The 13,115-nt window shown below is 42.9% G+C and carries 9 protein-coding genes and 1 pseudogene; 6 read left to right on the plus strand and 4 right to left on the minus strand.

The window, feature by feature from the left end; translation table 11 throughout:
* The first annotated feature begins 144 nt into the window (after positions 1–144).
* The 3 genes from ldpA to IM479_RS08595 all read left to right on the plus strand — a co-directional run bounded on the left by ldpA (position 145) and on the right by IM479_RS08595 (position 3,200).
* Complete coding sequence (gene ldpA, locus IM479_RS08585) at positions 145–1,146, plus strand: circadian clock protein LdpA (RefSeq protein WP_286823977.1); 1,002 nt, start codon at positions 145–147, stop codon at positions 1,144–1,146.
* 117 nt (positions 1,147–1,263) lie between these two features.
* Positions 1,264–3,009: a R3H domain-containing nucleic acid-binding protein gene (locus tag IM479_RS08590; RefSeq protein WP_502692589.1), complete on the plus strand. Its 1,746-nt coding sequence runs from the start codon at positions 1,264–1,266 to the stop codon at positions 3,007–3,009.
* An 11-nt stretch (positions 3,010–3,020) separates the two neighbouring features.
* Positions 3,021–3,200, plus strand: coding sequence for a hypothetical protein (locus tag IM479_RS08595; RefSeq protein WP_287685563.1), 180 nt, complete (start codon positions 3,021–3,023; stop codon positions 3,198–3,200).
* 116 nt (positions 3,201–3,316) lie between these two features.
* Here the strand turns inward: IM479_RS08595 and IM479_RS08600 are convergent, their stop codons facing one another.
* Positions 3,317–3,745: an ATP-dependent zinc protease family protein gene (locus IM479_RS08600; protein WP_287685565.1), complete on the minus strand. Its 429-nt coding sequence runs from the start codon at positions 3,743–3,745 to the stop codon at positions 3,317–3,319.
* Positions 3,746–3,866: 121 nt separating this feature from the next.
* On the opposite strand from IM479_RS08600, the gene IM479_RS08605 reads away from it, so the two are divergent.
* The 3 genes from IM479_RS08605 (at position 3,867) to grrM (ending at position 5,924) form a co-directional block, all read left to right on the plus strand.
* Positions 3,867–4,211: a hypothetical protein gene (locus tag IM479_RS08605; protein WP_012267489.1), complete on the plus strand. Its 345-nt coding sequence runs from the start codon at positions 3,867–3,869 to the stop codon at positions 4,209–4,211.
* Between the two features lie 48 nt (positions 4,212–4,259).
* Entirely contained in the window at positions 4,260–4,577 is a 318-nt protein-coding gene (locus IM479_RS08610) for a hypothetical protein (RefSeq protein ID WP_012267488.1), read from the plus strand.
* Between the two features lie 165 nt (positions 4,578–4,742).
* Entirely contained in the window at positions 4,743–5,924 is a 1,182-nt protein-coding gene (gene grrM, locus IM479_RS08615; RefSeq protein ID WP_287685567.1) for a cyclophane-forming radical SAM/SPASM peptide maturase GrrM/OscB, read from the plus strand.
* A gap of 11 nt (positions 5,925–5,935) precedes the next feature.
* On the opposite strand, the gene IM479_RS08620 is transcribed toward grrM, so the two are convergent.
* The 3 genes and pseudogenes from IM479_RS08620 to IM479_RS08630 all read right to left on the minus strand — a co-directional run.
* A complete protein-coding gene (locus tag IM479_RS08620; RefSeq protein WP_287685568.1) occupies positions 5,936–11,293 on the minus strand; it encodes an nSTAND1 domain-containing NTPase in 5,358 nt (1,785 codons plus the stop codon).
* A gap of 46 nt (positions 11,294–11,339) precedes the next feature.
* Positions 11,340–12,788, minus strand: a complete 1,449-nt coding sequence (locus IM479_RS08625; RefSeq protein ID WP_287685570.1) for a hypothetical protein — start codon at positions 12,786–12,788, stop codon at positions 11,340–11,342.
* Between the two features lie 208 nt (positions 12,789–12,996).
* Positions 12,997–13,115, minus strand: a pseudogene (locus IM479_RS08630) (IS5/IS1182 family transposase); the annotation flags it as partial.

Consider the following 13,115-nt stretch of genomic DNA (forward strand, 5'->3'; position numbering starts at 1 on the left):
AGGCCGAATTTGAAGTCTTTTCTGAACGAAACCCCCTACTATCTGTTGTCAAGGTTCAGTTTTTAGCTTGGTTATCGCTTTTTCCATTGTAGCTTAAAGCCGTCCTCAAAGGACGGGGTTTTAACCCAAATTTTCGATAAAAAAGTGCTAGATAAAAACTCCTCTCCCTTCTGGTCCTTAGTTGCGGGTCACTGGTTCAAGCTAATCTGTGGAGCTAGTTACCAAGATTTGCCCACGATTCGCAACCTCGCTTTGACCTATACTATCGCCGGAGCCGATTGTATTGATGTGGCCGCCGACCGAGCCGTGATTGTTGCGGCCAAAGAAGGCATCGAAACCGCCGAAAAAATCGCTGGATTACCTCCCAATCGACGACCTTGGTTAATGGTCAGTCTCAATGACGGGGAAGATCCCCACTTTCGTAAAGCTATCTTTAACCCGCAACTCTGTCCGGTCGATTGTCCCCGTCCCTGCGAAAAAATCTGTCCCGCTTATGCTATCGATAGGGGAGGAGTGATCGAACAGCGCTGTTATGGTTGCGGTCGCTGCTTACCCGTTTGTCCCCGGCAAATAATCGAGACAAAATCCCGTGTCTGTCAACCCCAAGAAATTATCCCCTTAATTATCGAAATGGGAGTCGATGCGATCGAAATTCATACCCAAGTCGGTCATGGAGAGGAATTTGCTCGACTCTGGCCAGCGCTCGCAACTGTCAGTAAAAACCTAAAAATCCTCGCCATAAGTTGCCAAGATCATGAATATATCATTGATTACCTCCACTATCTGCGAGAAACTATTTCACCCCTAAGCTGTCCTCTGATTTGGCAGACGGACGGCCGACCGATGAGCGGCGATATCGGCAAAGGAACCACCCACCCGGCCATTAACATGGCCAAAAAAGTCCTTTCCACCAATCTAGCCGGATTTGTGCAGTTAGCCGGGGGAACCAATGACCATACCGTGACCAAATTACAGCAACTGGGACTGAGAGAAAAAATCGCTGGTATTGCCTATGGAAGTTACGCCCGTTCATTGATTTTGCCAATTTTAGAGCATTTAGACCAGCCTAACCTTGAAAATGACCCCCAAGCCTACCAAGAAGCCGTTAAAGCCGCTTCTATTCTCGTTGCTCAATTAAAAGCCTAACCTTGGTCAAAAAACTATAATATTTTTTTGATTGACAACTAACCCATAAATGTGTTAGACCCCAAGAAAATCTGGGAAATAAAAACAGCCAATTATCGCCAAAACCCTTTATTATTAATGCCAGAAACCCTACCCTCCTCTCGGATGCCAGTTACCGACGATTTAAACAAACTCTTGGCAATTCTACCCGCGCGGATTCGCGGCAAAATCGAGGAACACCCGCGGCAGCATCAACTGATCGAAGTAGTTATGGATTTGGGACGCATACCAGAAGCGCGTTTTCCCGATGGGGCGATCGATCTGGGGGACGAACCGATCTCAAAAGAAGAAATCCAGTATTCGATCGCCAGGGTGGGCAGTTTTAGCGGCGATAATCGCGCCGGGATTGAACGCACCCTGCACCGCATCAGTGCCATTCGCAATCGAGACGGGGAAATTATCGGTTTAACCTGTCGTATCGGTCGGGCCGTTTTCGGTACGATCACCCTGATTAACGACCTAGTGGAAACGGGTAAATCCCTGCTCTTGCTCGGTCGTCCGGGGGTGGGGAAAACCACCGCTCTCCGGGAAATTGCCCGAGTTTTAGCCGACGATCTCAATAAACGGGTAGTGATTATCGACACCTCCAACGAAATCGCCGGAGATGGAGATATTCCCCATCCGGCCATCGGTCGCGCTCGTCGGATGCAGGTGTCCCGTCCGGAATTGCAGCATCAAGTCATGATCGAAGCGGTGGAAAACCATATGCCAGAGGTGATCGTGATTGATGAGATCGGTACGGAATTAGAAGCTCTGGCCGCCCGTACGATCGCCGAACGCGGGGTGCAGTTAGTGGGAACCGCCCACGGCAATCAATTGGAAAATTTAATTAAAAATCCGACGTTATCGGATTTAGTCGGGGGAATTCAGGCAGTAACTCTCGGAGACGAAGAAGCACGCCGCCGGGGTTCTCAGAAGACCGTTTTAGAACGCAAAGCACCGCCCACCTTTGAAATTGCCATCGAAATGTTGGAACGTCAGCGCTGGGTCATCCACGAAGACGTATCCACTACTATCGACCAACTGCTGCGGGGCCGCGAACCAATTGCTCAAATCCGTTGGGTAGATGAGGAGGGAAAAGTACAGGTCACTCAGGAAGAACCAAAACCGGAAAAGTTGACCCCTTTGCGCGGCAATTATCTGCCGGAAATGGATAAACCCAAGGGATGGCGGGCCGATGGCCGGATGACTCCCGTGGACCGTTTTGGTGCAGGCCCACTCAACCGGGAAAACGATTTCGATCGCCTCCTCGAACAATCCTGGCTGCAGGAAGAACCGGAAACGGAAAAAGTCCGCGTCCCTGGTCCCAATGGCGAAGATTGGCCGGTTTATGTCTATCCCTACGGAGTCAGTCGCGCCCCGATCGAACAGGTAGTACAGGCCCTAGATTTGCCGATCGTTTTGACCAAAGATTTACAGGAGGCCGACGCAGTGCTGGCCTTGCGTTCCCACGTTAAAAATCAGTCAAAATTGCGGCAAATTGCCAAAGTAAGACAAATTCCCATCCACGGCATCAAATCCAATACCATGCCCCAAATTTCTCGGGGTTTAAAGCGGATTTTGGGCATTGATGACCCGATGAATCAGGAAGGTGCAGATCTGCGTTTATTTGCCCGCAGCGGCAGCGATGACGAGATCGAAGCTTTGGAGGAGGCCCGGTTAGCGGTGGAACAAATCGTTATTCCTACCGGCCAACCGGTGGAGTTACTGCCGCGATCGGCGAAAGTGCGGAAAATGCAACACGAATTAGTCGAGCATTACCGTCTCCAATCCGATAGCTTCGGAGAGGAACCGAATCGCCGTATTCGTATCTATCCAGCTTAGGAGTCGGGAATTTGAAGCGACGCACGCTAATTATTATGGGTACGGGGGCGGCGATCGGTGCGGTGGCCGTCCGGATTATGCCCGTCGGGGAATTCTCTATCCCTATCTTACCCATCCAGAGCCATCGGGTTTTAATTTCTTCAATTGGCTACGGAGGGGGAATAGTCCCACCCCCGGCACTTGGAAGTTAGAAAAGGCCAGTTTTTGGGCAGCAGGGGATTTTGCTGCTTTATTAGGGAAAATTGCTCACTTAGAATCAAACCCTGCCCCCACCGAAAAACTTTTTGCCGCAAGCCCTAAATATAACTTAACTCAGTAAAAAAGACTTATTCGGATGGACAAGAAAGCCTTTTTTCAGCGCTTCTCGTCCTAATAACATCCGAAAACCCATGACATCGCGATTAGTCAAGGTTAATTCGATCGCCCATTGACGACCGCCAAGTAATACACTCGTTCTAATAACAGGACGTAGTTGACTTTGACCCCCAGAATTTTTTACCTGTCGCCATTCGAGGATTTCTGCGCTGGTGGTGACAGTGTGGTGACTATCTTTTTGGTAGGGATGAACTTGAAAGCGCAGCCAATTGCGATCGCCATCCAGAAAAGGGTGGAGATGAAAAGCGTGTAGGGCCGAGGAGCGAGCGCCTGTATCAATCTTGGCTTTAATTTTGGTAATGCCTAAATCGGGTAAATCGAGCCATTCTCGCCAACCGACGATCACTCGATCGAGGGTCATTTTTTTGTCTCTCGTCTAGAATATTCATTAATGTAGCAGAATTCTTAATTTCCTCCCTCTAAAAGTTTACAGATTGAATTTGAGCGACTACAATTAGACCATTCAAACTCCTGGGTGTAGTATGAATTTAAAACATCTGCTTCCGAAAATATTAACCACGATTTTGGCCACGCTCGTCACTTTTGTTTTTAGTCCTAGTGGGAATAAAGCTCTATTAGCGGCCGATACTCAGGCTGATCATCAGTCTAATCTGGAGGGGCGATTAGCAAAAGTTCGGGAAATGATCGGTCGGCAGCGCATTATCGATGAAAAGCCACAGACTTTAGATAAATCGGTTAAAATAGGGGGGCAAGCGATCGCTAAAAAAACAGATGATGGCGGTTCTGGTGGGGGTACAATTCCCACTCCCCCTACTCCTTGGCACAATTGGAACAATTGGGGTAATGAACCTCAAGCTAATCGATAAATCCTCAAACAATTTGTAGTATGTATTACATTATTTTCACGAGGCACTATGAGACAGAAACGTAACTTTTGGCAAAAACTAGCAATTTTGCTGACTACGACTCTAGCAACACTTTTCGGCTACGGTCAATCGAAAGTCTTATCAATAGAAGCTAAGGCCGCCTCTAGGTTGGGTGTGCAGGAACGTTTGGATCGGGTGAGAGAACAGCTAGAATTGCATAAACAGGAATTAAACAGTCAAGATTATGCGTCGGACTCCCCGAATAAACCAATAGATAATTTAGAGGAACAATCAGAACAAAGATTGGCACAGTGGGGCGATTGGTACAATGGCTGGAGAAACTGGGCAAATTGGGGAAATTACTAATAGTTTTCGAGCAATTATCACTCCTGAAATAGCTTAAATGTAGCCACTCTTATTTTTGAATCCTGTGTAAAGGCTAATTTTTGTCTATATACACTTACTCCTGACACACAAAAACCTTACATCTTATTTTTAGCGAGAACTATTATCATAATTCCACGGGTAAAAATGATTGAACTTCTCAGACAATATATAGACAATTGGGGATATAAACCTTCCGAAAAGGGTTCAGTCAAGTTAGTGGTTATTCAACCCACAACTTTTTGTAATTTAGATTGTGACTATTGTTACTTGCCCGATCGCCAGCTAAAATACAAACTATCCCTAGAACTGATAGAACCAATTTTTAGAAATATTTTTGCTAGTGATTTGATTGATTTGCGGGGATTTACGATCGTTTGGCACGCAGGAGAACCGCTAACAGTGCCTATTTCTTTTTATACTGCTGCTATCCAAATCATCGATAAATTAAATCAAGAAATTAATCCTAATCCCTATCAAATCGAGCATTCCTTGCAAACTAACGCCACAATGATCACGCAAGAATGGTGTGATTTTATCAAAGAATACGACCTAAGAATAGGGGTTAGTATCGACGGGCCGGATTTTATCCATGATGCTCATCGTAGAACTCGCACCGGCAAGGGAACTCATGCAAGTACAATGAGAGGTATCAAGTTACTACAAAATAATCAGATTCCCTTTTCTGTTATCGCAGTTTTGAGCGATATATCCTTAGATTATCCCGATGAGATTTTTGATTTTTTCCTCGAAAATAAGATTCGATATGTGGGTTTCAATATCGAGGAAATAGAGGGAACAAATCGTTCATCTTCTCTGCAAAACAACGGGGTTGACGAGCGTTATCGCAACTTTATGCAAAGATTCTATGGAAGGGTTAAAGAAGCTGAAAACCTCCTGCAAGTTCGGGAATTTGATGATCTTTACAGCCTGATCTGTAAGAAGTATAGTTTTCAAGGTCAATTCACCCCTTTTACCATGATTAATATCGCTCATAATGGGGATTTTTCGACTTTTTCTCCAGAACTATTATCCATGAAAAGTGATGTTTATGGCGATTTTATTTTAGGAAATATAACTCAGCACGACCTGCGATCAATTGACCAAACTGACAAGTTTAAAAAACTCGATCGAGATATCCAAGCAGGGGTTAAAATGTGTCAAAAAACCTGCCCTTATTTTTCGCTCTGTGGTGGTGGCGCTCCCGCTAATAAATACTATGAGAATGGCACTTTTCGGAGTACAGAAACAATCTATTGTCGATACACCAAAAAAATTATTGCTGATATTATCTTAGAGGCTCTAGAGAAACAATTAGGAATTGTTTAAATTCTTGGCAATTAAGGTTCTGATGGCTGCTTTGGTATTTTTGAGCAAATCTTCTCCATTTCTTGCTTATTTTCTTCCATATTAGGAACTTCTTTACAGGCATTATCCATTAGCGAATGTAAATAATCCTTACTTTCTGGAATCGGCCAGAAACGAATTTTAGGTGCAGTGGATATGGAGATGAGTTGACGAGGTTGGTCTCGGAAGAAAATACCTCTGATTGGTCGAATATGACCATTATGTTTTGCGATTAATTCTCCACTTAGTGGTTGTGAACTGTCTATTGATTCGAGATCATCTTTCCAAGTCCATAATCGCACCGAACGATCCTCGGAAGCGGTCACCAAAACTTTGTCTTTGGGAAGATAAGCAATTCCTCTTACGGAGCCATCATGATCTTCAAATCTAACTTTTTCCTTACCGTCGAGGCTCCACAGACGAGCCGTTAGATCATCGGAACCTGTTGCCAACAACCATTGATTATCTTTATAGGGTATGTATTGAACAGTGACCACCGCCGCAAAATGGCTAAAATCCTTTTTAGGTTCCAATTGTTTATTAGAAACACATCCGCCATTATCAAGTAAATTCAATAAATAAATTCGTCCATTGGCTGAACCTATAGCTATTTGTTGATTATCGGGGCGAATAGCAATACTCAATACGTCACTATTGATAGATATTCGACAAAGAGGAGTGGTATCATTTTTCAAGAGAGCCGCCACACTCCTAATTTGAATGATACCGTCCCGGGAACCGGTTGCTAACAACGATCCATCTTGACTAAAGGTGAGACTCCAGATAGGTAAATTTGGCTGGTCAGAATTAGGGACAGAAACCTCTGCTTGATCCCGTAGTCTGTGGTTAGTTTGTGATTGGAACCTCCAGAGGCTAAGAATTCCCCCCCGGGAACCCGTGGCCAAAAGGTCTGGCTGGTTATTGTTAGGTTGAAAACTAATGCTGGTTATCGGATCAGTATTTCCATTAGACTTGTTTTGGGAGTAAAATGGTTTATCTGGTTCTTTTTGATCAGATAAATTCCAGAGTTCAATGCCTGTATTGGAGGCAGTGGCTAATAGCTTGCCATCACTGCTCAAGCTCGCTTGATATAGGGAAGTTTTACGATTAACAGCAAATTCTTGGCGTGGGTCTAGTTTCCAGCGACGCACTTCTAGTTCTGAATTGGTAGTTAACCATTGACGATCACCAGATAATTGCAGTCCTTGTATCTCGCGGTCATGGGCTTTAAATTGAAATAATTTCTGACATTCTCTACTAATAATTTTTAGCAGGCCATTTCTATAGCCAATTGCTAGGAGACTATCGGGCATAAATTCAAATTTACTGAAGACAAGTCCTTCCGATGGGCATGATTTCATCTCATTATTTGTCAAGTCGAAATTGACTAGACTGCCATTTTCAAAGCCGATCGCCAAAAGCTGCGTATCGAAATTAAAATCTAGAGCAATTACCGCTTTTCGTACCTGGGGCTGAATAGTCCTAATTTTCGCTAAGTTATTTAAATCAACTATCGCCGTTTCACCACTGTTAAATCCTAAAGCTAGTTTTGGATTGTTCTTATTGTGGCTAAGATCCGCACTCAAAATTATCGATGATGGATTTCCCGATGATTGTCGAGATGGTCGGCTATGTTTTTGGGATGTCACATCTTCTAAAGTAACTCTGGGTTTCGCTGATGCTGATTTTTCCTCTATCTTCCAGAGTAATTTTCTTTTTTCCTGATTGACTGTATCGTATAAAATGATTTGAGATTCCGATACGGTCATCAACCATTTTGAATCTGGACTAAACTTGAGAAGATTGACATTACCTAGATGCTCATAGTAATAAGTTGGTTCTTTTGGGGACGATTCCCAATTTTTCCAAATCAGCACTTTCTTGCCGATCACTAGGGCTATTTTCTGCTCATCAGGACTAAAAATAATGCGATTAATTTGCTTCAATTCTATCTTCTTACCTTGAAAGGTAAAATTAGAAATATTGGCAAGTTCTTTCACTTTCTGTTTTGAGTAGTTTCCCTGTGCATCAGTCTGGCGTTGTAGAATTTGACCATTAATATGAATAGTAGTAACTATATTTTTATCTGGTTGCAAATTAACATCCATGATGTTACTAAACTTACCGTTATCATCTTTGCCTAGATCGTATCGATAAATATCCTGTTTATCTATAGTCTCGAAAGTTTGTTGAAGTGCCAATAAAGGGGATGTCGTCGGATAACTATCAAATCCTTGAGAAGAATTAGTCTTCACAAGTTCGTTTAACTGTTGTCCAGCTTGCCAGGCGCGAAAGAACAAGTTCTCTAAATTCCCATAGCCTGAATTAAAACTTTTTATGACCCTCGCACCATCTATTTCTGCTTTATTCTGCTTGGTTAAACGATCGCTAGTTATCCAAGCCAACCCCGACATGATTGCGCCAATTGTCATTATCAAACCTATTGCACCAACCACATATGATTTTTTTCTCGCCTTCTCTGTCTGATGTTCGGCCTCGTTTTTTGCCTTGATTGCCTCGTCTAAATCTATCTGTAGCTTAACTTTGGCTTCGGCAGCGGCTGCCCTAGCTTCGGCTGCTGCCGCTTCTCTGGAAATTTTATCAATCTTTGCCCTGTACCATTCCTCTCGCGCTTTCGATTGCTCTCGAATCAGTCGTGATAGATAATCATGCAGGAGTTGGTATTGTTTTTCCGATGTTTCTTTATAAACTACGACTAGCTTTGATTGCACAAAAATATCCAAGACTAAAATCAATCGAATATCGTCGTTATCTTCGATAGTTTCCCTAAAATCTGTCAAGGTTTTGAGCGGTCTTTTGTCATCTTCATCAGTTAATAAGTACAACACCAGATCGGCTATCTCTTTATTTTTTTCTCCACAGGCCTTAACCACATCATTAAGGTATTTTTTGATTAAGCTATGTTTAGGGCTATTCTCTCCCTCTGCCAATTTTATATATTCTGCCAAACTGCTGATTTCTTCCTCTTGCAGTTGCGCTCCTACGATCTGTAGCTCGATCGGTCGTACCTGTTCGGTATTTCCCGCTAAATCATCGACTAATTTTTCAATCAAATTATCTTCTAGCTTAAATTGAGAATTACTGGTTAAATCCCTAATTAGCTCTTTAGCTTTCTCCTTAGTAAAATTATGAAGGGGATAACGATTTTTATAGCTCAAGACATCTTGATAATCAGCATCTGTGGTTCTTTCTGATTGCTGATTATCTTGAATATATTTCTCTAGTTCGAGAAGATAGTGCAGGTAATCCTCTCGCAACGAGATAACAATCAAGACATTGCTAATTCCGAAACATTGTTTTAAAAAATCAAAAAATCTCGTCCTCTCTTGAGGATCTTTGCAAATAAAGAAAAAGTCTTCAAATTGATCTAAAATCAACACGGTAAATACTTGATCTTGCTGACCTTTCAGCCACTCGATCATCAATGCTTCTACATCCCTGTCAACGGCTGCATTGATCCCAGTATTTTCTGACTCTGCATGAACTAAAGCATGAATATTAAGCAGTTTTCTTTCTTTTTCTAGCTCCTGCTGAATTTCTTCTCTCCAATCTCTTGTTTTTGATAAACGCAAGAATAAGGGCATTATTTTCAAGCCCTCGAAGATTTCTTGTCTTAATTGGGGAACTAATCCCGCTTCTAGCATGGAAGTTTTACCTACTCCTGATGGACCAAGAACGATCGTCAGCTTTTTCTGATTCCGAGGACTTAGCCTCCTGATAATTTCCTCCACATCTTGCTGACGACCGGAGGCATCGATCGCCCGATCTGGAATTTCTTCTCCTCCCGTGGGACTAACCGGAGGACGTAAACTCGAAGCCCCCACGAAGGCCAGTAGCCCGTTTTGCCCTTTAACTAACAAAATCTCTTGTTTTTTCTGAAAAGCTTCCTCATATTGCCGCTGATGGAAAAAAACCTCTTGTAATTCTTCGAGAATTTCGATATGTAGTGCTGGTTCATAGTGATCGTGGGCTGCCAGCTTATCTCTCGCATCCTCGATCGTCTGCAAGGCGCGCTTGAGAGTCTTAATCGCCAGTTGCCACTTCTCTAGATGTTTTTTTGCCTGGGCCAGAAGCAACAGGTAACGGGCAGTATGCCATCTTTGGATTTCCGGACTTCTTTTTAGTCTTTTCAAGGCCTGTAACGCTAAACTAGCCGCCTTTCTTGCTTCTAGTATCTCCTCCTGTTTTTCTTTAGTTTCCTTGGCCTTTTCCAGGGCAATTTTGGCTTGAAAACTATAATCTTGGGCGAGAGGCAGTGGATTTTGTAACTGACTATCTAGGGCGATCGAGTCGGCAGCCAATTGGGACAATTCTGGCCATTTTTCCAGATTTTGTAACACCCCCCCCAGTTCATTGCGTAATTTAGCAGCGATCTCGGCATCTTTATTGTCGAAGATTTGACAGGCATTGCTGAGATATTTCTCCTCCTCTTGCCAATGTTCTCTGGCTTTTGAGCTTTCTAACAGAGCCAAACGATGGTGACAAAGACTAAGACAATAATCGAGGGTTCCTTCGGCGGTTTTTTCGGCAATTGTCTGACAAATTACTAAACTTTCTTGATATTTTTCGATAGCTTGTTTAACTAGCTCAACGCGCATTTCGATCGGTTGCGGTTTCAAGGAGCGGTCATAACAATCTCCTCCCTGAGCGAAAATATAACTGGCTCTGAGTTTCTGTTCCAATTCAATCTGTCTTCTTTCTAGTTCCTGCCAAGCTGAGGCGATTTCTTGGTAACGGCGACGATAATCAGCCAGTTTTGTACTATTAATAGATGTGTAGGGTAAAAAACCGATCGCCCCATTTTGCAGCACGGCACGAAATAACTCATCCGCTGCTTTATGCAAAAAGTCACTTAACTCTGTGGTTGTCCAGTGAAAGGAAAAAGACTTCCCTCCACTAACAAAATCCGGTGCATTTTGTCGGAGCGAAACCAACACTTCATCCGTTACCCATAACAAGAGAGGGAATTGAAAGCTGTTTTGAAACTGGGTTCTAACTTGATTAAAATTAGAAAAAAGTGTTTCAAGACTTTCAACTTGTTCTAACCCCAAAATAATTAGGGCTGATGGTGTTTTTTCCCGATGCCGCAAGACAGTTTCAATTTCCTCAAAAAGTCTGGTGGCTTGTGGAGAGAGCGTCAGTTCTTCTAGATCGAAGCTGCTATTCTCTTGATGAAATCGATCGAGAATAGATTCTCTTAATTGAGAATAATTACAACGGGCTAAATTCAAAGAAAATTTGCCTATGCCAGTACGAATAGCACGGGTTAAGACTTTTACCGCCCGATCATTGTCAGCCATAATCACATCATCGCTATAGTTACCGACCATGGTTAGGAAAGTGTGGGGTTAGGGAACTGGGAACGAGAGCCTATCTCTATCCTAGTCTAGAAGACTCTTTTTTAAATTGTTCGGTTTCTTTGAGCATGGGATTTACGCCAAACCATCGCCCTTGGTCATCTCTATACTCAAAAACCCACAATTGTCGCAGGAATTCTTGATAATTCTCTACATCGCTGCTAAGTTGTTTCTCTCGATCGACTTTTCGCAACACCTCCCAGTTATTGCTACTGATCCCCACCAGTATATTGTCTCGATACTCGCGGATAACTCTTTCTAAAATGTTGTGTAAGATGGGCAAATCATCCTCCAGCAAACAGCTTTGCAAGACTAACAGCAAGGTACGAACATGACCCCCACTGATTTGACAGAGGCGATTCAATACGGTTTCATCTTGGAAAACTTGGGTGATTAAATCAGGCTCTAGATGTTCCTCTGGCGACACATCGGGAAAAGCTCTCGCCATCACCATCTGTTTGAGTAACTTCAATCCCTGTTCGTGAACAGTCCCTTCTCGTTCTTCCACCAAAATCATCGGTAAAATCGAGGTACTTTTGCCAATGCGCTGTAGAAGTATCGCAGCTTGGGCAGAAAAAAGTAAACTCAGCGGTACAGTATAGACTAAATGACATTTAATTTCAGTCAGCACGCTCCCCCGATTGATAAATATATATTCTGGTTGGGTGCAGTTATAGTTAGGAATTATTTGATTGGCGATTCGTTCTAGGTTATCCACGATCACCACTAAACCTTTTTTCCCTTTTTGTTTTAGTTTTTCGATGGCGGGTTTGAGAATCTCATCATTTAGGGACTCAATTAAAGAGGCGGTTCGAGAGTCGAGAAAGGTACGCAATTGATTACGAGCCTTGGGACTGGTCTTGATTTCTGCCGAAATTTTCGCTAGTTCTACCCCCAAACTTAGATTGACGGAATCGAGTTCTAAGGGGGTGGTTAATAACCCAGCTATTTCTCCCAGTAATCTGCGAAAATAGCCCGGAAATAGACGAATATCTATCTCTTCCAAATTCTCTACTACTTGACGAGCGATCGCTAATAAAATATCGGGAATATCGACGTTATGAGGATCTAAATACTCATCAGACATAAAATAAACCACGTGGAAACCCTCCTCAAGCAGTTCTCCTGTTAGTCGATTTAACTCGGTGGATTTTCCCCCACCAATATGTCCTGTAAAGAATTGATAACTAGAATCATTGCCACTTCTTTGCAAAGTTTTAACATCTTTCTTGATCCTGTCAATAATTTTACCGCCTCTCACACTGGCGAAGTCGGTGTAATATTTCCTATCTTCATCATTCATTTTCAGGGGTTTGAGAGAGTCACAAGCATCGTAGAATCGATCGTAATCTAGCTCTCTGTTTCCGCTCGAAGACGATGGGGCCGCTCGACGGTTAACTAGAAATTTCTCCAGTCCGTCCAAGTTATCGCTCTGATCGTCAAAGTTATCGCTCTGATTTTGATTCATAAATAACGCTTCTACAAAAATGGATTATCCATATCATAGATCGACGCAACTTGATAGGGAACAAATATTTTTATTCTCGACGGAAATTTTATCCCCTAATTGCTAAAACGACTTTTTCTATTGCTTCTTTCATGACCTTCTAAAACAATCTTAACATTAGTTCTCTTGACAAACGCCTCATCATAGGATTAGACCTCCTGCAAAAGTCTTATTCAGCTACTTGATTATAGCCTAAAGCAAGTTCGTAGTTGTAAATGCCAGCGATTAAATTAAATCTCAGACCAAAACGTCGTCTCCGATTCCTGTATCTTGATGATAAAATTCTAA

Source organism: Microcystis sp. M165S2 (assembly GCF_020245885.1).
Lineage (GTDB): Bacteria > Cyanobacteriota > Cyanobacteriia > Cyanobacteriales > Microcystaceae > Microcystis.